The sequence below is a fragment of the Streptomyces sp. Edi2 genome, assembly GCF_040253635.1.
Lineage (GTDB): Bacteria > Actinomycetota > Actinomycetes > Streptomycetales > Streptomycetaceae > Streptomyces.
Genome location: NZ_JBEJGX010000003.1, coordinates 8,439,124 through 8,462,701, shown reverse-complemented (window position 1 = coordinate 8,462,701; position 23,578 = coordinate 8,439,124). Strand labels below are relative to the sequence as shown.

The 23,578-nt window shown below is 71.4% G+C and carries 22 protein-coding genes and 1 pseudogene; 15 read left to right on the top strand and 8 right to left on the bottom strand.

The annotated features are described in order from the left end of the window. Positions 1-253 precede the first annotated feature (253 nt). Positions 254-1,495: a PP2C family protein-serine/threonine phosphatase gene (locus ABR737_RS40380; protein WP_350256122.1), complete on the bottom strand. Its 1,242-nt coding sequence runs from the start codon at positions 1,493-1,495 to the stop codon at positions 254-256. A 76-nt stretch (positions 1,496-1,571) separates the two neighbouring features. Next, complete coding sequence (locus tag ABR737_RS40375) at positions 1,572-2,267, bottom strand: TetR/AcrR family transcriptional regulator (RefSeq protein WP_350256121.1); 696 nt, start codon at positions 2,265-2,267, stop codon at positions 1,572-1,574. Positions 2,268-2,552: 285 nt separating this feature from the next. Between ABR737_RS40375 and ABR737_RS40370 the strand changes: the two genes are divergently transcribed. Further along, the gene (locus ABR737_RS40370; RefSeq protein ID WP_350256120.1) at positions 2,553-4,079 is read left to right on the top strand and encodes an APC family permease; all 1,527 of its coding nucleotides are present in this window, start codon (positions 2,553-2,555) and stop codon (positions 4,077-4,079) included. A 175-nt stretch (positions 4,080-4,254) separates the two neighbouring features. After that, positions 4,255-5,970: an amidohydrolase gene (locus tag ABR737_RS40365; protein ID WP_350256119.1), complete on the top strand. Its 1,716-nt coding sequence runs from the start codon at positions 4,255-4,257 to the stop codon at positions 5,968-5,970. 93 nt (positions 5,971-6,063) lie between these two features. On the opposite strand, the gene ABR737_RS40360 is transcribed toward ABR737_RS40365, so the two are convergent. Further along, entirely contained in the window at positions 6,064-6,474 is a 411-nt protein-coding gene (locus tag ABR737_RS40360; protein ID WP_350256118.1) for an organic hydroperoxide resistance protein, read from the bottom strand. A gap of 126 nt (positions 6,475-6,600) precedes the next feature. Between ABR737_RS40360 and ABR737_RS40355 the strand changes: the two genes are divergently transcribed. From ABR737_RS40355 to ABR737_RS40325, 7 genes are all read left to right on the top strand, one after another. Beyond that, positions 6,601-7,062, top strand: coding sequence for a MarR family winged helix-turn-helix transcriptional regulator (locus tag ABR737_RS40355; RefSeq protein WP_350256117.1), 462 nt, complete (start codon positions 6,601-6,603; stop codon positions 7,060-7,062). A gap of 271 nt (positions 7,063-7,333) precedes the next feature. Continuing rightward, on the top strand, positions 7,334-7,567 hold the full coding sequence (locus ABR737_RS40350; protein ID WP_350256116.1) for an acyl carrier protein: 234 nt from the start codon (positions 7,334-7,336) through the stop codon (positions 7,565-7,567). Further along, positions 7,564-8,802: a beta-ketoacyl-[acyl-carrier-protein] synthase family protein gene (locus tag ABR737_RS40345; RefSeq protein WP_350256115.1), complete on the top strand. Its 1,239-nt coding sequence runs from the start codon at positions 7,564-7,566 to the stop codon at positions 8,800-8,802. Before ABR737_RS40350 ends, ABR737_RS40345 begins: the two co-directional genes overlap by 4 nt. Positions 8,803-8,917: 115 nt before the next feature. Further along, positions 8,918-9,823 carry an alpha/beta fold hydrolase gene (locus ABR737_RS40340; RefSeq protein WP_350256114.1) on the top strand — a complete coding sequence of 302 codons (906 nt, stop codon included), beginning with the start codon at positions 8,918-8,920 and terminating at the stop codon, positions 9,821-9,823. 78 nt (positions 9,824-9,901) lie between these two features. After that, on the top strand, positions 9,902-10,219 hold the full coding sequence (locus ABR737_RS40335) for an ArsR/SmtB family transcription factor (RefSeq protein ID WP_350256113.1): 318 nt from the start codon (positions 9,902-9,904) through the stop codon (positions 10,217-10,219). Continuing rightward, positions 10,216-11,067, top strand: coding sequence for an SRPBCC family protein (locus tag ABR737_RS40330; RefSeq protein ID WP_350256112.1), 852 nt, complete (start codon positions 10,216-10,218; stop codon positions 11,065-11,067). The genes ABR737_RS40335 and ABR737_RS40330 overlap by 4 nt, the downstream gene beginning before the upstream one ends. A 524-nt stretch (positions 11,068-11,591) precedes the next feature. Beyond that, on the top strand, positions 11,592-12,296 hold the full coding sequence (locus ABR737_RS40325) for a transglycosylase SLT domain-containing protein (RefSeq protein ID WP_350256111.1): 705 nt from the start codon (positions 11,592-11,594) through the stop codon (positions 12,294-12,296). 249 nt (positions 12,297-12,545) lie between these two features. Here ABR737_RS40325 and ABR737_RS40320 read toward each other — a convergent pair whose 3' ends face one another. Beyond that, positions 12,546-12,764 carry a hypothetical protein gene (locus ABR737_RS40320; protein WP_350256110.1) on the bottom strand — a complete coding sequence of 73 codons (219 nt, stop codon included), beginning with the start codon at positions 12,762-12,764 and terminating at the stop codon, positions 12,546-12,548. Between the two features lie 714 nt (positions 12,765-13,478). Here ABR737_RS40320 and ABR737_RS40315 point away from each other — a divergent pair. The 3 genes from ABR737_RS40315 (at position 13,479) to ABR737_RS40305 (ending at position 16,065) form a co-directional block, all read left to right on the top strand. Beyond that, the gene (locus ABR737_RS40315) at positions 13,479-14,123 is read left to right on the top strand and encodes a transglycosylase SLT domain-containing protein (protein ID WP_350256109.1); all 645 of its coding nucleotides are present in this window, start codon (positions 13,479-13,481) and stop codon (positions 14,121-14,123) included. Between the two features lie 387 nt (positions 14,124-14,510). Then, a complete protein-coding gene (locus ABR737_RS40310; RefSeq protein ID WP_350256108.1) occupies positions 14,511-15,380 on the top strand; it encodes a lysozyme in 870 nt (289 codons plus the stop codon). A 226-nt stretch (positions 15,381-15,606) separates the two neighbouring features. Then, the gene (locus ABR737_RS40305; RefSeq protein WP_350256107.1) at positions 15,607-16,065 is read left to right on the top strand and encodes a spore-associated protein A; all 459 of its coding nucleotides are present in this window, start codon (positions 15,607-15,609) and stop codon (positions 16,063-16,065) included. Positions 16,066-16,128: 63 nt separating this feature from the next. Here ABR737_RS40305 and ABR737_RS40300 read toward each other — a convergent pair whose 3' ends face one another. Both ABR737_RS40300 and ABR737_RS40295 read right to left on the bottom strand, forming a co-directional pair. Further along, positions 16,129-17,568: a phytoene desaturase family protein gene (locus ABR737_RS40300; RefSeq protein WP_350256106.1), complete on the bottom strand. Its 1,440-nt coding sequence runs from the start codon at positions 17,566-17,568 to the stop codon at positions 16,129-16,131. 70 nt (positions 17,569-17,638) lie between these two features. Then, entirely contained in the window at positions 17,639-19,138 is a 1,500-nt protein-coding gene (locus ABR737_RS40295) for an SDR family oxidoreductase (RefSeq protein WP_350257110.1), read from the bottom strand. Between the two features lie 380 nt (positions 19,139-19,518). On the opposite strand from ABR737_RS40295, the gene ABR737_RS40290 reads away from it, so the two are divergent. Next, positions 19,519-20,769, top strand: a complete 1,251-nt coding sequence (locus ABR737_RS40290) for an erythromycin esterase family protein (protein WP_350256105.1) — start codon at positions 19,519-19,521, stop codon at positions 20,767-20,769. A 92-nt stretch (positions 20,770-20,861) separates the two neighbouring features. Then, on the top strand, positions 20,862-21,245 hold the full coding sequence (locus ABR737_RS40285; protein WP_350256104.1) for a hypothetical protein: 384 nt from the start codon (positions 20,862-20,864) through the stop codon (positions 21,243-21,245). Between the two features lie 87 nt (positions 21,246-21,332). On the opposite strand, the pseudogene ABR737_RS40280 reads toward ABR737_RS40285, so the two are convergent. Next, positions 21,333-22,180, bottom strand: a pseudogene (locus tag ABR737_RS40280) (helix-turn-helix transcriptional regulator). A 101-nt stretch (positions 22,181-22,281) separates the two neighbouring features. On the opposite strand from ABR737_RS40280, the gene ABR737_RS40275 reads away from it, so the two are divergent. Continuing rightward, complete coding sequence (locus ABR737_RS40275) at positions 22,282-22,995, top strand: SDR family NAD(P)-dependent oxidoreductase (RefSeq protein WP_350256103.1); 714 nt, start codon at positions 22,282-22,284, stop codon at positions 22,993-22,995. 204 nt (positions 22,996-23,199) lie between these two features. Here the strand turns inward: ABR737_RS40275 and ABR737_RS40270 are convergent, their stop codons facing one another. Next, a complete protein-coding gene (locus ABR737_RS40270) occupies positions 23,200-23,514 on the bottom strand; it encodes a hypothetical protein (protein ID WP_350256102.1) in 315 nt (104 codons plus the stop codon). Positions 23,515-23,578: the final 64 nt, after the last annotated feature.

The window sequence follows — 23,578 nt, the reverse complement described above, 5'->3', positions numbered from 1 at the left end:
CGGGGCAAAACGAAAGCCCCCGGCAAGGCATTGCACGCGTTATGCCTGATTTCTTGGGGCTTCGAGGGGAATTCACGGTGTGACGTAATTCATCCCTGCGATGCCGGATCCTCCCTGTGGGAGTGGAGCGGGTCCGGCCCCTGTGCGGCAGGAGTGCGTGCGCGGGGGGCTGCAGGAGTGCGTGCCGGTGAGGGGAAGTGTGCCGGTCACCGGAGAGCACCCTCCCGGCGCGTGAGGGGCCAGTGCGGACGCCTCAGGGAGCGCCGGCGCCGCCGGCGGTGGACGGCGGCCGGCCGGGCAGGCGCCGTACCGCGACCGCGGCGGCGTCGTCGCCGAGCCTGCCGTTCGTGTGGGCCAGCAGGTCCGCGCGCAGCCGGCGCAGAACCTGCTGTGGACTGCCGCCGCCCCAGGAGCCGGCGCGCTCGCCCAGGGGGTAGAAGGCTCCCTTGTCGTCGCGGGCCTCGGTCACCCCGTCCGTATAGAGGAGCAGGAGATCTCCTGGCGCGAAGGGAAAGGTCTCGACCTCGTAGTCCGGGGCGCCGGCCAGGCCACCGAGACCGATCGGCAAGGCGGTCCGCTCGCCGCACAAGGGGAGGGCCTGGCCCTCGCGCAGCAACAGCGGGGGCGGGTGACCGCAGTTGATGGTGCGCAGCACGGGCCAGCGGTCGGGGAGGTCCAGCAGCACGGCGGTCGCGAAGGCCTCCTCGCTGTCGATGACGGAGTCCGGGCCGGGAGGCGGGGCGACGGGAAGGAGGCCGTCGTTCTTGCCGGGGTCCGGGGCGGCCGCCGGCTCCGTCCCGGTGTCGGCTCCGGGCACCTCGTACCACTGGCTGCTGTCCCACCGGACGGCGCCGTCGAGGTGGACGGCCAGCCTGGGCAGGGTGGCCTGTCGGTGGGCGGCCGCCCGGAAGGCGCCGAGGAGGAGGGCGGCGTGACCGTAGGCGGGCAGTCCCTTGCCCCGGACGTCGCCGATGATCAGCCGGGTGCTGCTGGTGGTGCGCGCCGCCGCGAACAGATCGCCGCCCATCTCCGCCTCCTCCTCGGCGGCCAGATAGAAGGAGGCGATCTCCAGGGCACCGCTGCGCGCGGGCAGCGGCCGGAGCAGTACCTGCTGGGCGACCGCGGCCACCGAGCGGCTCTGGGTGAGGCGGCGCTCATTGCGGTCCCGTACGACGGTGAAGAGCACGACCAGGCCGGAGACGACCACCAGTGCGGCGATCTGGGCCTGCAGATTCGCGGTGAACAGCACCCCGCGCGCGATCCCGATGAACACCTGGGCGGCTACCGCCAGCGCAGCGATCGCGGCCGTCAGGCGGGGCCGCGCGAACGCCGCGGTGATCGCGGGAGCCGCGACGAGGAGCGGCCCCAGATGGATGTCGGGCGGCGCGAGAACGTCGATCACACAGACCGCCGCGATGAGCCCGATCGGGATCAGCACCAGGACGCGGCTCAGTTCCCGTCGTCCATGCAGCGGTACCCGCCGTGGAAGGGGCATGCTTCATGTTTGCACCCGGGTGAGCGAAATGCCCGGATCTCCCCCGTCGCCCCTCCTCCCGCTGCCCCACCTCTCGTTACAGAGGCGCCACTCCCCGCAGGGCTGTAATGAGCAGATCGAGCGCGGGCTCGACCGCCGAGCCCCCCATGAGCGGAAGGTGCTCCCGCACGCGGTACAGGCTGGGGAACTCCTCCGCGGGCAGACCGGCGTACTCGTCCCGCCAGGCCTGCTCGTCCGCCACGCGCTGGGCGGGGGCCAGCCGCAGTACGCCGGCGTCCAGGGCCGCGTGGCCCAGGGCGGTGTCGACCAGGGCGTGGTAGTGGCGGACTGCGGCGGCCTCGTCGAACCCGGCCTGGAGCAGCAGTCCGATGCCCGTGTCGACCGCGTGCTGTTCATGGGGCCGGCCCGTGACCCGGACGGTGCTGAACACGGCGATCTGCGGGTGGCGCAACGCGGAACGGTAGGCCCGCAGGCCCAGATCACGCAGGTCGGCGGCCCAGTCGCCGCTGGGCGCGAAGCCCGTCATGGACTCCCCGATGAGGCGGTCGGCCAGCGCCAGCAGCAGATCCTCGGTGTTGCGGAAGTAGCGGTAGACGGCGGACGGATCGGCGCCGAGTGCCACGCCGAGTTTGCGCACGGTGAACGCTTGCGCCCCCTGGGCGTCGATCAGTTCGCAGGCGGCGTCGACGATGAGATCGGCCGACAGCACCACGCCGGAACTGGTCGGCCGGCGCCGCTTGCGCTCGACCGGGACGCGCTCGCTCTCCGTCACACCGAACCCCTCCGCTTCGTCACGCCCCGATCCCCGGGCCTCGGGCCAGTTAACCAAATCCGGTTACGTCAACACCGTTGACACAAGGATGAACGGCCTGTTTCATCGGCGGACATACACGGATCACCGCGGTGCCGTATCCCGCACCCCCCTTCCGTACGACGCAGCCGGCCCACGACCCCGGGCCCGGCCCGCGCCGTCCTGCCCCGCCGCCCCACCCCGCACCTCCGCGTCCCCCTGGCCCGCCCGAGACCGGTCCGGCCCGCAGCCCAAGGAGTGAGTGCCATGCCTTCCGCAGTGCAGCAGGACCCCGGCCCGGCGAGAATGCGCCGCTCACTGGGCGTGAAGGACGGAGTCGCGATCGCCGCGTCGAGCACCGCCGCGACCACCAGCATCGGCATCGGTATGGGCACCCTGGCCGCGTACACCGGCCGGCAGACGCCCGCCCTGTTGCTGCTGGCGTTCCTGCCCATCCTCGGGATCGCGCTGTCGTACGCCCGCCTCAACCGCACCGAGCCGAACTGCGGCAGCGGCTACACCTGGGTGGGCCGGTCCATCGGACCGTGGCCCGGATTCCTGACCGGGTGGGTGGTGCTGGTCGGCAACGTGATCTTCATGGCGTACACGGGTGCGGTGACCGGCTCCGTCGTCCTGCAGTTCCTCAACAAGCTGGGCCTGCGCAGCATCGGAGGGCTCCGGCTGGACCCGGCCTCGACCGGCATCAGCACCGCCGTGGGGCTGGTCGCGCTGGTCGTCGTCACGATCACCGCGATCACGGGGGTGCACGCCGCGACCCGGCTGCAGATGTGGCTGCTGGTCTTCGAGTACACGGTCCTGCTGGTCTTCTGCGGCTACGCCCTCGCCACCGGTGACCAGCCGTTCTCGCTCTCCTGGCTCAACCCGTTCGAGATCTCCTCGCCCCAGGCGCTGGCCCAGGGGATGGTGCTGGCGGTGTTCTTCTACTGGGGCTGGGACGCCGCGTTCAGTGTCAACGAGGAGACCCGCAACTCCACCGACGCGGCCCGCGGCGGACTGATCGCACTGGTGGCGATGCTGGGGCTCTTCCTCATCGGCGCGCTCGCCTTCCAGCGGGTGCTGAGCACGGACGAGCTCATCCACAACGGGCCGCAGGCGCTCACCTTCCTCGGCAGCGCGCTGGCGCCGGAGCCCTGGGCCTCGCTGCCCCTGGCCGCCCTGATGTGCTCGGCCTTCGCTTCTCTCCAGTCGAGCGTCATCCCCACCGCCCGCGGCACGCTGGCAATGGCCCGCGACCGCACGCTGGGCCCGATGTGGCAGCGGCTGCACCCGCGCTACGGCTCCCCCGCCGTGGGCACCTTGGTGATCATGGCGCTCGCCGCGCTGCTCGCCGTGCTCGCGGTCGGCATCCCCCAGCTCAACGACATGATCCTGACCGCCGTGAACTCGATCGGCCTGACCGTGGCCCTCTACTACGGACTCACCGCACTCGCCTGCGCGGTGCGCTTCCGCGCGAGCCTGCGCGACGGAGCGGTGCGCGCGCTGCGCGATGTGGTCGTCCCGGCGGTGAGCGCACTGGCGCTGTTCGGGCTCGGTGGCTACCTCGTCTGGGACTACGCGACCATGAGCGACCACTTCGAGGCGAACCCGGACAACGGCTGGTTCATGCTGCTGCTGCCCACGCTGTTCATTGCGCTGGGCCTGGGCACCGCCGCCTGGGCCAAGTGGGTCCGCCGCGCCCCGTACTTCCGTACCGGCCAGGGGACGGACGGCGACGCGATCAGCCTGCCGATGGACGCGGACGGCGCCGCGCTCCCCAGCCCGTCGGAGGGCTGACCGCCTCGCACCGGACCGCTCTCCCACCGACCGACCGCCCGCCCTCCGGCCCGCCCCGGACCTCCACCGCACCCACCACAACCGGCACCACGACCGCCACTACGACACCCGCTGCCGCCCCCGCTCGACTCGATACCCACGCACTGCACCCGACGCATCTGGAGCGACACCCCCCATGGATCTCAGCACCACCGTGGACCCCGAGCCCACCCCGGACACCGCCGCCCGCGGCGCCGCCGATGACGGCCCCGCCGACCTCGTCTTCCTCTCCGGCCCCGTGCACACCGTCGACGCCGCGCGCACCCGGGCGAGTGCGGTGGCGGTCCGCGAGGACCGCATCATCGCCGTCGGGCACGACGCGGAGGTCCGCGACCTGATCGGGCCCGCCACGGAGGTCGTCGATCTGCGCGGCAAGCTGCTCATCCCCGGATTCCAGGACGCGCATGTCCATCCGGTCGGCGGCGGACTGGAGTTGGCGCTGTGCGATCTGAGCGCGGCCGTCACCGCCGAGGCGTACCGCGAGCTGATCAGCTCGTATGCGGCGGCGCATCCGGAGGCGGCGTGGATCACGGGCGGCGGCTGGTCGATGGAGGCCTTCCCGGGCGGCATGCCGACCCGGGAGTTCCTGGACGCCCTCGTTCCCGACCGGCCGGTGTTCCTCGTCAACCGCGATCACCACGGTGGCTGGGCCAACTCCCGCGCCCTGGAACGCGCCGGGATCACCTCCCGTACGCCGGATCCGGCCGACGGGCGCATCGAGCGGGACGCGGACGGCCACCCGACCGGCATGCTGCAGGAGGGTGCCATGGAGCTGGTGGGCGATCTGGTCCCGGAAGCGACGCTCGCCGAGCGGACCGCCGGACTGCTCAGGGCGCAGCGCCTTCTCCACGGGTACGGGGTGACCGCGTGGCAGGACGCGATGCTCGGCCGCGCCCCCGCGGGCGCCGATCCCACCCCCGCGTATGTGGCCGCCCGGCGCGACGGCAAGCTCACGGCACGGGTCAGGGGGGCACTGTGGTGGGACCGGGCACGTGGGGCCGAGCAGATTCCTGAACTCATCGCCCGCCGGGAGGAGTTGACGGGCGGACGGTTCCGGGCGACCACCATCAAGATCATGCAGGACGGCATCGCCGAGAACCACACGGCCGCCATGCTCAGCCCCTACCTCACCGCCTGCGGCTGCGCCTCCGACAACAGCGGCATCTCGTTCATCGACCCCGAGGACCTGCGGACCTACGTCACGCTGCTGGACGCGGAAGGCTTCCAGGTGCACTTCCACGCCCTGGGCGACCGGGCCGTACGCGAGGCGCTGGACGCCGTCGAGGCGGCCCGGCAGACGAACGGCCGGCGCGACACCCGGCCGCACCTCGCCCATCTCCAGGTGGTCCACCCCGACGATGTCCCGCGCTTCCGCCGGCTCGGCGCCACCGCGAACATCCAGGCGCTCTGGGCGGCCCACGAGCCGCAGATGGACGAACTGACCATCCCCTTCCTGGGCCCCCAGCGCGCCGCCTGGCAGTACCCGTTCGGGGACCTGCTGCGCTCGGGCGCCACCCTTGCGGCGGGCAGCGACTGGCCGGTCAGCTCACCCGACCCGATTGCCGCCCTGCATGTCGCGGTCAACCGCAGGGAGCCCGACGGCCCGGCCTCGGCGCCGGTCTTCCTCCCCGAGCAGCGCATCGACCTGGGCTCCGCACTCGCCGCGTACACGGCCGGCAGCGCCTACGCCAACCACTTCGACGACACCGGCACCATCCAGGCGGGCAACCTGGCCGATCTGGTCGTCCTCGACCGTGACCCCTTCGACGGGGCCGACGAGGAGATCGCCGCGACCCGCGTGCTGCAGACCTTCGTCGGCGGACGCCGGGTCTACGCGGCCGAGGACGCCTGAGCGCGTCGCACGGGAGGCTCAGCCTTCAGTGAGTGGCGTGCCCCGGTCCGCCGGGCACGCCGCTCCCCCGCCCGACGACCGGCTCGACGTCGTTTACTCGATGACCAGCTCGACGTCGATGTTGCCGCGGGTGGCCTTGGAGTACGGGCAGTACTGGTGCGTCGCCTCGACCAGCTGCCGCCCGGTCTCGCCCGCGAGGGCGTCCGGCAGCTCCACCCGCATGACGACGGCCAGGCCGAAGCCGGTGTCGTCCTTGCCGATGGAGACCTCGGCGGTGACCGAGACGTCCTTGGTGTCGAGCTTCATCTGGCGGCCGACATTGCCCATCGCGCTGGCGAAGCACGCCGCGTAGCCGGCGGCGAAAAGCTGCTCCGGGTTGGTGCCGGCGCCGTTGCCGCCGAGGGCCGGCGGCATGGCCAGGGCCAGGTCGATCCGGCCGTCGGAGCTGACCGCCCGGCCTTCGCGGCCGTTGGCGGTGGCGACAGCGGTGTACAGCGCGTCCATCACAGTTCCCCTTCGGTGGCGGGCGGCCGCTTCCCGGCCGCCCGATGGCCTCACAGTGACACACATTTAAGTTGCTCGCAACTAGATTGCGCACAACTAAATGCCGCGGCGAGCTAACCTGGCCCCATGACCTCCGCCACCAGGCCCCCGGTACCCGACGCCGAACTGCTCCGCCTCGACCACCAGGTCTGCTTCTCGCTGCACGCCGCCTCACGGGCCTTTGGCGGCGTCTACCGCGACGCCCTGAAGGACCTGGGCCTGACCTACCCCCAGTACCTGGTCATGCTGGTGCTGTGGGAGCACGGATCCCAGCCGGTCAAGGCCATCGGCGAACAGCTCCGGCTGGACTCCGGCACCCTCTCCCCGCTCCTCAAGCGCCTGGAATCGGCCGGCCTGGTGCGCCGCGAACGGAGCACCGAGGACGAGCGGTCGGTCACCATCCACCTGACCCCCGCCGGCGACGACCTGCGCGCGGCGGCCCTGCCGGTCCCCCGCAGGATGCTGGCCGCCACGGGCCTCACGATCGAAGAACTCCGCACACTCCAGGGCTTGTTGGGACGCGTGACCAGCGCCCTGGACAAGGCCTGACCCCGGAGCATCCCGGAGTCCGCCGGCCCCGGGCCCGTACCTCCCGCCGGTCCGCGGCGTTACGTACGTAGGTGCTTTCCGCGGCGTCCGCAAGGCGAGGCGCCAACGCCCTGTCCCTCCCGGTGCGCTCATCACCCCATTGAGCTACCAAGGTTGGGGAGTCATCGGGACAAAGGCGTATAAAGGGGGGTCAAACCAGCCGGAGCCGCCGGTGAAATCCCGCCCACGACGCGGTTGGCAGCATCGCCTACGACAAGCGGAGGAGCGCCACGTGAACGCGGCAGAAGTTGTCAACACCTTGCTGGTCCAACGATTCGGGGTCGCCCCCGCCGATATCACCGAGGAGTCCTTGCTGCGCGGCCTGCGCCTCGACTCCCTGGCGCTGGAAGAACTCCGCGTCCTGATCGAGGAACGGCTGGACATCGACCTCGACGAGGTGTCGCTGACCCCGCGGAACACGGTGGGCCAGCTGGTGGCGGCCGTCGACGGCAAAGTTCCGGCATGACGGCCCGCCAGGAGCCGTTCGCCGCGGCCGTGACAGGACTGGGACTGGTGACCGCGGCAGGGGTGGGGGCGAAGGCCACCTGGCATGCCGTCACCCAGGAAACCGTGCCCGGCGGCGTGACCCACCAGGAAGAACTCGCCGATCTGCCCTGCGACTTCATGTACACCATCGCCGGTCTGGACACCACGGAACTGCTCGGGGTGGCCACCCAGCGGCTGATGGACCGCTTCGCGCAGCTCGCGGTGATCGCCGCCCGGGAAGCCCTCCTCGATGCCGGCCTCGACCCGGAATCCTGGGACAGCAGCCGGGTCGCGGTGGTCATCGGCTCCGCACACGGCGGGCTGCCCTTCTACGACCAGCAGCACGTCGCCATGGCCGGGCGCGGCGCCCGCCGGGTCTCCCCCAAGCTCGCCCCGCTGACCGTCGTCAACAGCGCCGCCAGCAGTGTCTGTATGGACATCGGCGCCCACGGCCCCAGCCTGGGCGTGGCCACGGCCTGCTCCTCCGGGACCGTCGCCCTGGGCACCGCGCACCAGCTGCTGCGCGCCGGGGTCTGCGATATTGCCCTCGCCGGCGGGGCGGAGTCGGTCCTCTCCCGGCTGCTGATCGCCAGCGCCTGCCAGATGAAGGCGGTCTCCACCCGCCGGGATGATCCGGCCACCGCGTGCCGCCCCTTCGACGCGGGCCGGGACGGCTTCGTGGTCGGTGAAGGCGCCGGGCTGCTCGTGCTGGAGCGGCCGGAGCACGCCAGGGCCCGTCACGCCCCCGTGCGGGCCCATATCCGCGGCTACGGCGCGTCCAGCGATGCCTACGCGGCGGTGGCCCCCGACCCCGAGGGCAAGGGGATCGAGCGGGCACTGCGCACCGCGCTGGCGGACGCCGGGGTGCAGGCCGGCGATGTCGGCCACGTCAACGCGCACGGCACCTCGACGGTCGCCAACGACCACATCGAGGCCGCCGTGCTGCAGCGGGTTCTCGGCGATCACCCCCTGGTCACCTCGACCAAGGCGATGACCGGGCACACACTGGGCGCCGCGGGCGGGATCGAGGCCGCGCTCACCGTGCTCGCCCTGGAGCAGCAGCTGGTGCCCCCGACCGCCAACCTCGAGGTGCTGGATCCGCGGATCCCGGTCGACATCGTGCACAAGGAAGCCCGGCAGGCGGCATTCGACTGCGCGGTCAAGACGTCGCTCGGCTTCGGCGGGCACAACGCCGCACTGGTGCTGACCCGCTAGGGAGAGACCCCTGGGGCCTGTCGTCGGCGTCCCGTCGCGACGACAGCCCCGGACCGCCCCCGGCGCGCCGCGTCGGCGCGTCCGTTCCCGCCGGTGCTTCGAGAAGGAATCTCACATGTCCGAGGAAATGATCCGCTCCTTGTCGGTGGACGGGGTGTCCTACTCCTACCGGCGCCTGCAGCAGCCGGAGCGGATCACCGAACCCGTGCTGGTGCTGGGCGGCGCGCTGCAGGGGATGTTCGGCTGGCCGCAGATGGAAGATCATGTGGGTCCACTGGCGGATGTGGTGACCGCCGATCTGCCGGGGATGGGGAGCGCCGACCCGCTTCCCCCGGGGCCGAGCATCGATGTCGTGTGCGCGGCGATCGAGGGCATCATCGAGGATCTGGACGTCCCGCGGATCAATCTCTTCGGCTTCTCCTACGGGGCGGGCCTGGCCTACGGATGCGCCCGGCGGTTCCCCGGGCGGATCGCACGGCTCGCCCTGGGCGGGGTTCCGGCGCACATCAGCGAGGCGCAGAGGGAGCTGTGGCGACGGGCGTCCGACCATCTCGCGCAGGGCGACACCGAGGCCTTCGCCACCCTGGTCACCGAGGGGCTGATGTGCCTCGACGACCGCCGGCACGTCGCCCACCGGAAGCTGGCGTACCGCTACGTCCGGCGCTCGATGCTGCATGCGGCCCGGAACTCCCGGCACGCCGTCGACTCGCTGCGCCGCGGGATCTCGGACCGTCCGGACTTCTCGGCCGGCCTGACCGGCATCCCCACGCTCGTCTTCAGCGGCGAGCACGACACGGTGACCTCGCCGGCCCGGCAGCGGCACTTCGCGTCCACCATCCCGGGCAGCCGCTTTCTGACGATTCCGGACGCCGATCACTGGGTGGTGCTCGAACGCCCGCAGGACGTCGCGGACTTGGCCGCCCGGTTCTTCACCGATGGGCCGCTGGGCTCGGCGCCCTGTCTCGCACCGGTGGCGCGCGAGCGCGAGGAGGCGCCGGCGGCCGATCCGGCGTGTGCGTGACCCAGCGACCCGGCGATCCTTCACCGAGATTATATTCTCTTGTGGTTATATAGCCAGAACGGCATGCATACTGAAGTCATGCCCCTACCGTTCGACGTACTTGCGGAGCCGAGCCGGCGCAAGATCCTCGATCTGCTCCTGGAGCGCCCACGGCTGGTCGGCGAGCTCACGCAGCAGCTCGGACTGAGCCAGCCCGGCACCTCCAAGCATCTGCGGGTGCTGCGCGAGGCCGGCCTGGTCCAGGTCCGGCAGGACGCCCAGCGCCGCTGGTACGAGCTCCGGCCCGAGCCCCTGGCGGAGCTGGACGCCTGGCTCGCGCACTACCGGCATCTGTGGACCGGGTCCCTTGACGCCCTGGAACGGCATCTCGACGCCATGGAGGACGACCCCCGATGAACCCGCACTCCGACAGCCTCAGCCCCACCGGCGACGGCCGGAACACCCTGCGCATGGAGCGCAGGCTCGCCCATCCGCCCGCGAAGGTCTGGTCGGCGATCACCGACCCCGCGCACATCGGCCGGTGGTTCCCCTCCGAGGTCACCGTGGAGCTGCGGCCCGGCGGGGCGATGACCTTCTCCATGCCCGGTGTGACCGGCATCGCCATGACCGGTACGGTCACCGACGCCGAGGAGCCCCGGCTGTTCGCCTTCACCTGGGGAGAGGACCACCTGCGCTGGGAGATCACTCCGGACGGCGACGGCTCGCTGCTGACCCTGGTGCACACCTTCGGCGACCGGTTCGGCGGCGCGAGCTTCGCCTCCGGCTGGCACCTGTGCCTCACCGCGCTCTCACAGCTGCTGGACGGCGCGCCGACGGCCGTGCCCCGCGACACCGGAGAGCTGCACGAGGCCTACGTCGAGCAGTTCGATCTCGGACAGGGGGTGACCGAGGCCACCCCGAACGGCCCGCGGATCCGCTTCGAGCGCCAGCTCGTACGGCCCGCCGAGGCCGTCTGGGCGGCGCTGACCTCGGGAGACGAGCCCGTGGAAGGTGAGCCCGCGCCGGCCGGCTTCACCACCGGGGAGGCACCGGCCGGGCCCGTCACCGAGGTACGGGCCCCTTCGGTGCTCGCCTACCGCCCGGATCCGGAAGGCACGGTCCGGTGGGAGCTGGGCCAGGGCACCGGCCATGGCGCGCGGCTCGTCCTCGTCCAGACCGGCCCGCCGGGCGCTGACTCGGATGCCGCGCTGGCGGCGTGGCACGACCGCATCGAGCATCTTGCGGCCCAGTTGCTGGAGAACTGACACGCACGGATACCGGCCGACAGCTCGCGGTCGACGCCACCGCATTCTCGCGCCCTCCAGGAAGGCTCTGGGGGGCGCGATGCCATGACGGCACATTCCGCCGTGCCCGTCGGCATCCGGCACCCCGCCCCCTGCCGAATTGCTCCTTTTCCCTGCGGGTCGGGTCACTTATCCATGTGAGCCACACAACTTTGCGCTGCCGCGAAGGGACCTTGAACGCCGGTCCCGGGTGATGCCCGGCACGCGACGTACGTCACGTACGAGCACACCTAGTCGATGCCTTCCCGGCCCTGAGCGCGAAACAGCGCATTTACAACGGACATCTCGCTGTATCTCACGAAGATAGGTAGTACAAGGCACCTTTGCCACCATCCAGGGCGCTGGCTAAGCATGTTCGGCGTAGCACCGAGAACGAGCCTGCGATCTCAGCCAGAGCGGCGAACGCGGCCAATGACCCTCGGTCTCACGCGCCAACCGAAGGCCGCCTCCCCCGCCATCAAGCCCTGGAAGAGGTCAGAATCCCCATGCCGAACTTCACCCTGTCCCGCCCTGCCCGCATCACCCGCGCCCACAAGATTTCCGCGGCGCTGGTGGCCACCGCGAGCGGCGCCGCGGCGCTGGCGTTCAGCGCGGCGCCGAGCAACGCCGAGACCACCGCCGCCCACGCGCCGTCCGCGGTCAAGCCCGTCAGCGCCAACGGCCTTCCGCTCACCGCGAAGGACCGCGCCGACGACGGCAAGAAGGACCACCAGATCGCCTCGTCCGTCAGCGCCGGCCTGAAGGTCACCGCGGTCGAGAAGCAGGGCCACACCGCCCAGCAGGCCGCCAACCGGTCCGTCGAGCGCAAGGTCATAGCCGCGCCCAAGTCGGCTCCCAAGGCAGCGCCGAAGGCTGCCCCCAAGCGCTACGCGAACAACCTCGACGGCTGGATCCGCCAGTCCCTCGACATCATGAAGGCCAAGGGCATCCCCGGCTCCTACGACGGCCTGCACCGCAACATCATGCGGGAGTCCAGCGGCAACCCCAACGCCGTCAACAACTGGGACATCAACGCCATCAACGGCGTGCCCTCCAAGGGCCTGCTGCAGGTGATCCAGCCCACCTTCGACACCTACCACGTGTCCGGCACGCCCAAGAAGCTCACCGACCCGATCGCCAACATCACCGCCGCCGCCAACTACGCGGCCCACCGGTACGGCTCGATCGACAACGTCAACTCGGCCTACTGAGCCGGAGCGACGCGACCGTGCGGACGGTCGGAGCAGACTGATACCGGCGCCGCTGTGCGGCGCCAGGCATGGCAACGGCAGTGGCCCTGCCCGCATCTCGCGGGTGGGGCCATTGCCGTTGTCGTTGCGGTTGCCGTTGCGGTTGACCTCGCCGAGGCCCCTTCCGGCGCCATGGCTCTTGCCGTTGCCGTCCGGCGCGGGTGCCGGACGCCGGCTCCCGTACCGGGTGCCCGGGCCCTGCGCCGCGGGTCAGAAGCGGTCGCGTCGCACCGTGCCGCCACCGAAGAGGGTGTCGAGGATCTGGGCGGCGAGGCGAACTCCCGCCCGCTCCCTGGGGGTGAGCGGGTGGTCGCGGTGCCAGCCGGGCTGGCGGTGACTGTCGGCCGGGGCCGCGGCGGCGACGCCCGTGGCAAGGAAGCCCGAGACGAGAAGACCGGTGAGAACGACGGCAAGACGACGACGGAGCATGAGCACGTCCCTACGATGAGTGATGACTGTGTGCGGTGCCACCATCGGGGAGCCGAGGGCCCGTAGTCATGCGACAGCTCCGGGGGCTGCTGCGAACGGACCAGCAGCACCGCCGTATCGCCGTACCGAGGACTCGCCACCGGCCCATCCGGCATGCGCCCTTCCCCGTGCCACGCCTCAGCGAAGCAAGACCCTGCCCGCGCTCGTGAATCAGCGCACAATTGCGGCCCTATTGGGCCCCGGACGCAGTGCGCCGCACCACATTTGGAGATTGTCCGGCCGCCGCACCGGGCAGTTGCCGGGATAAATCTGCCGGCTTCCGCGTGTAAAACGGCACCGGAGACCGGTAATTCCGGTGTGAGCCAGGCAACTTATGCGGACCGGTCGAGCGGCCTTTGAAGGCCCTCTCAGGTGACTCGGGGCACGCGACGTACGTCACGTACGAGCTTGCCTAGTTGATTTCCGTGCCGCCATTCCGGGCCAACGCCGCCAGAAACGCTTATCACTTCAGGTATCCGGGTTTACCTCACGAAGATGAGTAGTACCGAGCACTATTGCCTCGATTCGGGACCGGCGTTAACCATGGATTCCGACGCACTGAGAGCGAGCTTGCGACTTACGCCCCAAGGCGATCGCAGCAAAGACCTCCGGTGCGGAACGCGCCGCCAAAAAGGCCGCCTCCCCGTCCCCAGTACCTGGAAGAGGTCAATCTGCATGCCTAGCTTCACCCTGCCCCGCGCTGCCCGTATCACCCGCACCCACAAGATCGCCGTGGCCGTTCTGGCCGCCGCGGGTGCCACCTCGGGCCTGGCGATGACCGCGGCTCCGGCCACCGCTCAGGCGGCGTCCGCACACGCCCCGGCCGCCGTGCAGCCCGTCGATGCGAAGGGCCAGCCGGGCAAGGCCGACGACGCCAAGACCGGCCGTGCCGTGACCGCCTCGGTCGCCGACCACGTCAAGGTCGCCGACGTCGCCAAGCAGCACAGCACCCAGCAGGCCGCCAGCCGCTCCGCCGAGCGCACCGACGTCAAGAACTACTCGAACAACCTGGACGGCTGGATCCGCCAGTCCCTGGACATCATGAAGGCCAAGGGCATCCCCGGCTCCTACGAGGGCCTGCACCGCAACATCATGCGGGAGTCCGCCGGTAACCCCAACGCCGTCAACAACTGGGACGTCAACGCGGTCAACGGTGTGCCGTCCAAGGGCCTGCTGCAGGTGATCCAGCCCACCTTCAACAGCTACCACGTGTCCGGTACGCCGAAGAACCTCACCGACCCGGTTGCCAACATCACCGCCGCGGCCAACTACGCGGCCGACAAGTACGGCTCGATCGACAAGGTCAACTCGGCCTACTGAGCCGAGGGAGCGGAAAGGCCGTCGCCGGCCCTCCCGGCCGCCCCAGCCGAATGAGGCCATGGGCATGACGGACCACACAAGCGAGCCGACAGGCTCGGCATAAGGCAGCTTGCGAAGCGGCGGAATGGCGCGTTCGCCGCTGCGCGGTGGAGCGGGTCCCGGCGATGCCGGGGCCCGCTTCGCTCTGTCGTGCGACACCGGGGCCGGGCCCCGGGGGCGCGGGCATCCGCTGCTGACCGCCGGACGGGTGAGATGTGGGACCGGTCGGCGGACCGACGGCCTGTTGGGCCATAGCGTCAGGCAGTTCTGCGTATAAGTCTCTTATCGGCAGGATTCTGCTCAAAAGCTGCCGAACCTGACTCAACCGAAGGCCTTCGGAGGCATGCGATGCCCTTGCGCAGATCCGGTCCGGCCCGCCGTACAGTCCCTCTTGCGGCCGGAACTCTCGTCTCTCTTCTCTCCGTGCTCGCTCTGCCCCTCGCGCTGCCCGGCTCCGCCACGGCGTCGGACTCCGAGAAGAGACCCGCCCACCCCGAACAGGACTGGATGGGTTCCACCATCGTGGCCCACGAGGGCAGCAGCACGGGCATCCGGGCAGGTGGCCTGGAGCCGCAGGCGTCGTCCAGAAGAGCCGTGTCCGGCGTCGATGTCTCCAGCCACAACCGCAGGGTCCACTGGAAGACGCTGCACAAGTCCGGGGTGCGCTTCGCGTATGTCAAGGCCAGCGAGGGGACCAGCTACACGAACCCGTACTTCGCACAGCAGTACCGGGGCTCGTACTCCTCCGGCATGATCCACGGCGCGTACCACTTCGCGCTGCCCGACCACTCCAGCGGCAGTTCCCAGGCGGAGTACTTCGCCGATCACGGCGGCGACTGGTCCAGGGACGGCAGGACGCTGCCCGGCGCGCTCGACATGGAGTACAACCCCTACGGCGCGACCTGCTACGGCAAGAGCCACAAGTCGATGGTCAGCTGGATCCGCGACTTCGTGCTGACCTACCGGGAGGAGACCGGCCGCTACCCGGTCATCTACACCTCCACCAACTGGTGGAAGCGCTGCACCGGCAACTCCGGCAAGTTCGGCAGGACGAATCCGCTGTGGATCCCCCGCTACGGCTCGTCCGTCGGCTCGCTGCCGCGCGGCTGGGAGTACCACAGCATCTGGCAGCACACCTCCTCGGGCCACTCGGTCGGCGACCGCAACCGCTTCAACGGCACGTACACCCGCCTCAAGGTCCTCGCGAAGGGCAGCTGATACCGCTCCTCGCCCCACGCTCCCGGCCGGTCCCCGGCGCCTCTTGTGGCGCCGGGGACCGGCCGTTGTGCGCCCGCGTCCGCCGCGCACCGCCCGCGTACGGTTTTTGGACAACTCCGTTCGAACAAAGGTGAATTACCTTCCGCGGTGCAACCATCCGCGGCCGGCCGTTGTCCAACACTGCGAAAAGACCACGCGACGCACTCACCCAACGGGGGTAATTCAGATGAAGCGTTCACGTGCCATCGCAGGATCCGCAGTGCTGGCCGTGGCGAGTATCGCCACGATGACAGCGGCCACCACCGCTTCCGCGACCACAAAGGCCGCCGCGTACAACGGAGCCTGCGGAAGCGGCTACAGCGTAGTGAATTCCGTACCGGTCACCGGAAAGGGGACCGTGTACCTGACGTACAGCGCAAAGACCGGAAAGAACTGCGTGGTGACGGTGCGGAACAGCCCGGGTAAGCCGGTGTACATGTACACGTATCTCTCCGCCACCAACGGCGGTTCCGGCTGGGTTTACGACGAGGGGAAGTACACCTCGTACGCCGGTCCCGTCTACCTGCCCGCCAAGGGCATCTGCGTGGACTGGGGCGGCACGATCGAGACGGTCAGCGTCAACGTTTCCGGCTCGAACTGCGGCCGGATGGCGGCCGGTGTCGTCACGCACCACACGCGCCACTGAGCAGATCGTGAGGGCGGGTTCCCGGGCAGCGCGCCCGGGAACCCGCCTTCCGGGCGTCTCCGGTCAGGCCCTGCCCAGCGCCCGTAGCGCGGACCGGGCCGCATTGTGGCCGCTCATCCCGTGGGCGCCGGCTCCCGGTGGGGTGGCCGCCGAGCAGAGGAAGACCCCGGGGGCGCCGGTGCGGTACGGGTCGAGGGCGACGCGGGGACGCAGGGTGAGCTGCAACGGGGTGTTCGCGCCGCCGATGATGTCGCCGCCGGCGAGATTGGCGTTGCCCCGTTCCAGCTCGGCGGCCGAGGTGGCGGTGGCGGCCACGATGCGTTCCCGTGTCCCCGGCGCAAAGCGCTCGAACTGCGCCAGCATCGCGGCGGTGGCATCGCCGGTGTAGCCGTGCGGCACATGTGCGTACGCGGAGACGGGATGGAGGCCACCTGCGGAGCGGCCCGGGTCGGCGAGGTACTGCTGGGAGACCAGGAGGAACGGCCGCGCCGGCATCCGCCCGAGATGGACCTCCCGCTCCGCGTGGGCGATCTGCTCGAAGCCGCCGCCGAGGTGCACCGTTCCGGCCCGCCGGCAGGCCTCGGCGCGCCAGGGCACCCCGCCCTCGACCGTCAGATCGAGCTTGAACGCACCGGGGGCGGGCCGGTAGCGGGCGTAGGCGCGGCGTACCCGGGGCGGCAGCCGGTCGCCGATCAGCGCTGCGGCGGCGGCCGGCATCAGATCGAGCAACACCGTGGATGCGGGCGGGAGTTCATCGAGCGAGCGGATCGGGACGCCGGTCTCGATCCGGCTGCCGGCCTCGGTGAGCAGTGCGGCCAGCGCCGTGGCGATGGCCCCGGAGCCTCCCTTGGCCACCGGCCAGCCGTACCGGTGCCCGGCCGCGATGATCATGAGCCCCACGGACGCACCGAGCGGCCGGCTCAGCGGGCCGAAGAGATGGGCCGCCGCCCCGCCGAAGAGACCGCGGCCCGCCTCCGTGCGGAAACGGTGCGCGATCAGCGTGGCCGGCTGCAGGGCGTGCAGACCGAAGCGGGCAAGCCGGAACGGGTGGCCGGGCACCTTGAGGAGCGGCCGCATGACCTCGTCGGTCAGCGCCTCCGCGTCGGCGGCCAGCGGCCCGAACAGCCGCCGCCAGGCGGGGCCGTCGGCGCCGAGCCCGGCGGCGGTCCGCCCCACGGACCGGTACAGCGCTCCGGCGCCTCCGGAGTCCACCGGGTGTGCCAGGTCGATCTCGGGCCACAGCCACTCCAGCCCGTACGGCGCGAGATCGAGGGTGCGCAAATACGGGGAGCCGGCGCCCATCACATGCGTCGAGGAACAGTGGTCGAACAGCACCCCGGGGACGGACAGTTCACCGCTGCGGACCCCGCCGCCGATCTCGTCGGCCGCCTCGAAGACCGTCACCTGCAGCCCACTGCGGGCCAGGGTGACCGCCGCGGCCAGACCGTTCGGCCCCGCCCCCACCACCACTGCCCGCTCCCGCGCACGCCCGGCCTCCGTCATGGCACCAGCATGCCAAGGGTCCCGGAATCCGGCGCGAGCAGCCGCGGATTCCGCTGTGTCCTCGGGGCGTTCACGCCGGGCGGGCCTGGTGCTCGGCTGCCGCAGCGGCCGCGATATTACGGGCCATCCCGCCGAACACCGCGGCGTGGAACGGGGAGATGGACCACCAATACGCATGGCCGGTCAGTCCGTGCGGGTGGAACAGGGCCCGCTGGCCGTAGCGCGTGCGGCCCTCGGCGTCACGGCCGACCGTCAGCTCCAGCCAGGCCAGCCCCGGCAGGCGCATCTCGGCGCGCAGCCGCAGCAGCCGGCCCGGGACCACCTCCTCGACCCGCCAGAAGTCGAGCGAGTCCCCGACCCGCAGACGGCCCGCGTCCCGTCGGCCGCGGCGCAGCCCGACCCCGCCGACCAGCCGGTCCAGCCAGCCGCGCAGCGACCAGGCCAGCGGGAACGAGTACCAGCCGTTGTCCCCGCCGATGCCCTCGACCACCCGCCACAGCACCTCGGGCGGGGCGTCCACGGTCCGCTCCCGCCGGTCGGTGTAGAGGCTGCCACCGGACCAGTCGGGGTCGGTGGGCAGCGGATCGCTCGGCGCGCCGAGCACCGCGGCGTTGGACCAGCGGGTGGTGACCTCGGCGTCCCGTACCCGGCGCAGCGCCAGTTCCAGGGCATCGTCGAAGGCGAGGGGGTGGCCCGGTGGGTCGGGGGCGGGGACGTAGCGGGCGATGTCGTGCTCGTGGCAGACGACCTCGTAGCGCAGCGATTCGGCCAGTGGCCGGGCCAGGCCGGGGGGCACGGGGGTGACCAGTCCGATCCAGAGGCTGGACAGGCGTGGGGTGAGCATCGGGACGGGGAGGATCAGCCGTTCGGGCAGCCCGGCGACCCGTGCGTAGCGCTGCATCATGTCGCGGTAGGTGAGGATGTCGGGCCCGCCGATGTCGAAGGTACGGCTGACGTCACCGGGGAGGCCGGCACAGCCCACGAGGTAGCGCAGCACATCGCGGACCGCGACCGGCTGGATGCGGGTACGCACCCAGCTCGGCGTGACCATGACCGGCAGCCGCTCGGTGAGGTAGCGCAGCATCTCGAACGAGGCCGAGCCGGAGCCGATGATGACGGCTGCGCGAAGGACCGCGGTGGGGACACCGGAGGCCAGCAGGATGCCGCCGACCTCGGCGCGGGAGCGCAGGTGGGGCGACAGGTCCCGCTCCGGGATGCCCCGGGGGCCGAGACCGCCGAGGTAGACGATCCGGCGCACGCCGGCGGCGCGGGCCTGCCGGGCGAAGATCTCCGCGGCCCTGCGGTCGGTGTCCTCGAAGCTCCGGCCGCTGCCCAGGGCGTGCACCAGGTAGTAGGCGACCTCGACACCGTCCATGGCGCTACGGACCGACTCGGCGTCGGTGACATCGCCGCGCAGGATCTCGGTGTCCGGGGCCCAGGGGTGGTCACGCAGCTTCTCCGGCGTCCTGGCCAGCGCCCGTACGGCGTATCCAGCCGCGAGCAGTTCGGGGACCAGACGCCCGCCGATGTAACCGGTGGCGCCGGTGACCAGGACACGGGGGCGGCGCACGGGCGGCGCCGGGATCTCGCCTTTGGCGGTGCCTTTGTCGGCCACGGGCACGGCCTCCTCGGGCTGGCGGCGGCACGATGATCCTTCCCGCCAAGTGTGGCACCGGCACCGGCACGGGGCATCACGGCTCGCCCGAGGACATCGTCGAGCAATTGGCCGAATACGGTCGAGCGGGTGGGAACGAAGTTGTCGTCCACGTCGCGGGCGTGTACTCCGAGCACTGACACCCGGGCGCCGTGCGAGACCCCAGGGCCTCCTCGCGGTGCCGTGTGCCGGGAGCAGGGACAGATACAGACACAGACACAGACACATGGTCAGGTGCGGGAGCACGGGCGCGCCGAGGCGCCGCCCGGCCGCACGCCGGAAGGAGACGCACCACGGTGCCCGATGACATCGCACGCTGGCTGACCGAGCACGCCAGGCCACTCGGCACGCTGACACCGGGCGCGCCCCACCAGGACCTCGAACCGCTCGGGGCGGCGCTGCGGGACGTGCGGATCGTGGGCCTGGGCGAGTCCACCCACGGCACCCGCGAGTTCTTCCGGCTGAAGCACCGGATCGTCGAATTCCTGGTGCGCGAGGCGGGCTTCACCACCTTCGCCCTGGAGGCCGGCGCATCTGCCGCCCGGGCCCTGGACACATACGTGCGGTACGGCACCGGCGACCCCGCGCGGCTGATCACCCGCCTGGGGTTCTGGACCTGGCGTACCGAGGAAATGCTCGGCCTCGTCGAATGGCTGCGCGCCCACAACCGCGGCCTCCCCGAGAGCCGGCGGGTTCGCTTCGTCGGCATAGACCCCCAGCGCTGCACCGACTCGCTCGAGGCGGTCGCCGCCTTCCTGCGCCAGGTGGCGCCCGAGCGGGTGCAGGACGTGGAGGAACTGCAGGTGCTCAAGCAGGCCCAGCCCGCTTCCCGGCCCGACCCGGATCAGGCCCTCCTGCGCCGCGTCGAGGCACTTGCCGGCTTCCTGGAGGACCACCGGGAGCGGTTCGCCCGGCACACCACAGCGGATACCGCGCACGAGGCCCTGGAACACGCCCGGATCCTCACCCGCGCCGCCGATCTGGTGACCCGCTCTCCCGAAATGCACCCCGGGGAACACAGCGTGTTCGCCGCCCGTGACCGCTATATGGCCGACGCCGTGGCAGGGCTCGTCGACGACAGCCCCTCAGCACGCGTCCTGCTCTGGGCCCACAACGGACACCTCACCAAGGGCACATACGGCGACGGAGTGCCCGCGCTCGGCAGCAGACTCCGAGAACGCTACGGCGACAGCTACTACGCGCTGGCCCTGCTCTTCGGCAAGGGCTCCTTCCTCGCCCGCCGCGTCAACGACCTGCAGGGCCCACCGCGCCGGAACCGCATCGGCACCGGAATCCGCTCCCTCGAAGCGCGCCTCGCACAATCCGTCCCCGGCGATTACTACGCCGACCTGCGCACCGCCGGCCCCTCACCCGAAGCCGCCCGGTGGCTGCACACCACGCACCTGCACCGCAGCTTCGGTGCCGGCGTGCCGCGGTTCGCCTACCGCTTCCACGTGGCACCACTCGTCCCGGCCGAGGACTACGACGGCATCGCCTTCGTCGCCCGCTCCACCTGCTCCCGCCTCCTGCCCCCCGTGCAGAGCTGAGCAGGGCCGCTCAGCACCACAGGGAGATCATTTCGGTTGCCCTCGCCCGTGTCCCGGCCGATCCTGTGTGCTCCCTCGGCAAGGAGGACATGATGGGGCTCGTGCTGTTCCCGGGAGACGACGACACCGGCAGCCCGGATGTCTGCTGGTCCTACACCAGCTTCGGAGTGTTCCGGCAGTGGCTGGCGCGAGCTGAGGGCTTCACGCTCGACGACATGCACGGCTTCGGCGGACAGCGCCCGTGGAACGACGTCTCCACCACGCTGGCACCCCTCCTCGATCACCCCGACGACGCCGGTCCCGATCTCACACCCGCCCAATGCGCCGCGATGCTGCCTCGCCTGCGGGAGATCGGCGACCACCGGTACCGGGCAAGCGCCGCTCCCCTCCTCCCACGACACCTCGACGACGTCCGCCAGTTGGTGGTCGTCCTGCAGCTCTGCGTCGAGAAGGACGTGGACCTCCTCTTCAGCTGAGGGCCGTCCCGTAGCCGTCGGCCGGAGTCCCCGGCTCACGGCCACCCGCAGCCGGCGGACAGGTAGAGCGATATCCGGCGGAGCGCCTCAGCGGGCGGGGTCGGCAAGGTCCTGGGTGCCGAGGACGGTGAGGAGGGCGAGGCGTTCGGCGTCCTCGGTGCCGGGTTCGGCCGTGTAGACCATGATCCGCAGGTCGCTGCCCGCCACGGTGAGGACATCGCAGTCCAGCGATACGGGCCCGACCCGAGGGTGGTCGATCGTCTTGCGCGAGGGTTCGTGACGGCCGACGGCGCCCGTGGCCCACAGCTCGGCGAACCGCTCGCTGCCCGCGCGCAGTTCGGCTGTCAGCCGCCGCAGTCGCAGGTCGGCCGGGTAGCGCTCGGCGGCCGCGCGCAGGTCGGCGACGAGCGCCGCCTCGTGGTCGCGCTGCGCCTGCGGTGTGCGGCGGGCCCCGGTGCCCGGGCCGAGGAAGTGACGCCATACGCCGTTGCGCTCGTTGCCGCGTCGGCCGGACGGGTCACCCATCAGGGCCGCGTAGGGCGCATTGGCCACGAGCAGGGTCCAGGACGCGTCGAAGACCGCCACGGGCGTCCCGTCAACCGGTCCAGCAGCCGCTGCACGCTCGGGGTGAGGTACGCCGGCACCGTCTCCGGGCCCGGCGGCGCGAGCCCGGCCATCCGGAACAGATGCGCACGCTCCTCTTCCGACAGCCGTAGTGCCCGGGCCAGGGCTTCGACGACCTGGCCCGAGGGGTGGGTGGCACGCCCCTGCTCGAGCCGGGTGACGTAGTCGACCGAGATGCCGGCCAGCAGGGCCAGCTCCTCGCGGCGCAGGCCTGCCGCGCGCCGCTGCCCGCCGGCCGGCAGCCCCGCCGCTTCGGGCACCACCCGGTCGCGCCAGCGGCGCACCGCCTTGCCGAACTCTGCCGTCGCCATCCGACCAGTGTGCCCTGACCGCCGGGGGGCTTCCTGGTACTGCCGGTCCCAGGAAGGCAGGTCTCCTGGCTGCGGCGGAGGGCGGGACGGATGCTGGAGGCATGACGACAACACTGGTCACCGGAGCGAACAAGGGCCTCGGCTACGAGACCGCCCGACGCCTCATCGCGGCGGGCCACACCGTCTACGTCGGCAGCCGGGACGCGGCCCGCGGCCGCCGGGCGGCCGGGCAACTGGGTGCCGGCGCCCGGGCCGTACAGCTCGATGTCACCGACGATGCGTCCGTCGCGGCCGCGGTGCGGACCATCGAGACCAACGGCGGCCTCGACGTGCTGGTCAACAACGCGGGCATCGAGGTGCGCGGCCCGGACAACGAGGTGGCCGGCGCCGCGGAGGTCACCGCCGACATGATGCGGGAGGCCTTCGAGACCAATGTCTTCGGCACGGTACGCGTCACCCACGCATTCCTGCCGCTGCTGCAGCGGTCCGCGTCTGCGGTCGTGGTCAACGTCAGCAGCGGCCTGGCCTCCCTCACACGCGTGACCGACCCGGACCACCCCGCCGCCGCCTACCCGGGAGTCGCCTACCCGGCGTCGAAGACCGCGGTCAACATGATCACCGTGCAGTACGCGAAGGCGTTCCCTGACATGCGGATCAACGCGGTGGAGCCCGGCTTCACCAAGACGGACCTGAACGGGCACACCGGGATCCAGTCGGTGGAGGAAGGGGCCGAGATCATCGTCCGCATGGCGCAGGTGGGCCCGGACGGCCCCACCGGGGGGTACTTCGATGCGGCGGGGCCGCTGCCCTGGTAGGCGTCGGGAGCGCGGGTCGCCGGACATTGGGCATCGTGACCGCGCGTTTGACGAGGCGGGCCCCCGGGCTCGGGCGCGCGCCTTACGCGCCGACACGGTCGCTCATGGGGAAGGACGCGCGGCTCCGCCCCTTTCGTGACCGTGCGGCTGCCCCGGGCGGCCTGCCGGTAGCAGCAGGAAACGGCGGGCGGGCCCGGGCGTGGCTTACGCCCCGGGTCCGCCCCAGCGCGACCGGGCGTCACGGCAGGTGTCACGGCGCTGCTCCTGCCGCCGCTCGCGCCCGGTGCCGCGCCCGGCTCCCTGGCCACGGCCCGGCTGACGGCCGTACGCCGCCTCGTGGTCCGGATCGCGGCTCGGGTCCAGGCCCAGCATGTCCGTCAACAACGACAGATCGTCCGCGTCCCGTGCCCGGCCGGCCAGCGCCTTCCTGGCGAGCCTGCGTTCCTCGTCACACGGCATGGCGCGCGGTGCGGGGTCCTCGGCACTGCGGTGTTCCTCACTGCGGTGTTCATCGCTCACCGCTGCATTCTCGGCCGGGCCGCACGACCGTGCCCGTTGAGCGAACCGGAGGCCGCCCGAGGGC

Coding starts and splice junctions, on each gene's coding strand:
- ABR737_RS40380 (WP_350256122.1), bottom strand. CDS start 1,495: ATGCCCCTTCCACGGCGGGTACCGCTGCATGGACGACGGGAACTGAGC.
- ABR737_RS40370 (WP_350256120.1), top strand. CDS start 2,553: ATGCCTTCCGCAGTGCAGCAGGACCCCGGCCCGGCGAGAATGCGCCGC.
- ABR737_RS40365 (WP_350256119.1), top strand. CDS start 4,255: ATGGATCTCAGCACCACCGTGGACCCCGAGCCCACCCCGGACACCGCC.
- ABR737_RS40360 (WP_350256118.1), bottom strand. CDS start 6,474: ATGGACGCGCTGTACACCGCTGTCGCCACCGCCAACGGCCGCGAAGGC.
- ABR737_RS40355 (WP_350256117.1), top strand. CDS start 6,601: ATGACCTCCGCCACCAGGCCCCCGGTACCCGACGCCGAACTGCTCCGC.
- ABR737_RS40345 (WP_350256115.1), top strand. CDS start 7,564: ATGACGGCCCGCCAGGAGCCGTTCGCCGCGGCCGTGACAGGACTGGGA.
- ABR737_RS40340 (WP_350256114.1), top strand. CDS start 8,918: ATGTCCGAGGAAATGATCCGCTCCTTGTCGGTGGACGGGGTGTCCTAC.
- ABR737_RS40335 (WP_350256113.1), top strand. CDS start 9,902: ATGCCCCTACCGTTCGACGTACTTGCGGAGCCGAGCCGGCGCAAGATC.
- ABR737_RS40330 (WP_350256112.1), top strand. CDS start 10,216: ATGAACCCGCACTCCGACAGCCTCAGCCCCACCGGCGACGGCCGGAAC.
- ABR737_RS40325 (WP_350256111.1), top strand. CDS start 11,592: ATGCCGAACTTCACCCTGTCCCGCCCTGCCCGCATCACCCGCGCCCAC.
- ABR737_RS40320 (WP_350256110.1), bottom strand. CDS start 12,764: ATGCTCCGTCGTCGTCTTGCCGTCGTTCTCACCGGTCTTCTCGTCTCG.
- ABR737_RS40315 (WP_350256109.1), top strand. CDS start 13,479: ATGCCTAGCTTCACCCTGCCCCGCGCTGCCCGTATCACCCGCACCCAC.
- ABR737_RS40310 (WP_350256108.1), top strand. CDS start 14,511: ATGCCCTTGCGCAGATCCGGTCCGGCCCGCCGTACAGTCCCTCTTGCG.
- ABR737_RS40305 (WP_350256107.1), top strand. CDS start 15,607: ATGAAGCGTTCACGTGCCATCGCAGGATCCGCAGTGCTGGCCGTGGCG.
- ABR737_RS40300 (WP_350256106.1), bottom strand. CDS start 17,568: ATGACGGAGGCCGGGCGTGCGCGGGAGCGGGCAGTGGTGGTGGGGGCG.
- ABR737_RS40285 (WP_350256104.1), top strand. CDS start 20,862: ATGGGGCTCGTGCTGTTCCCGGGAGACGACGACACCGGCAGCCCGGAT.
- ABR737_RS40275 (WP_350256103.1), top strand. CDS start 22,282: ATGACGACAACACTGGTCACCGGAGCGAACAAGGGCCTCGGCTACGAG.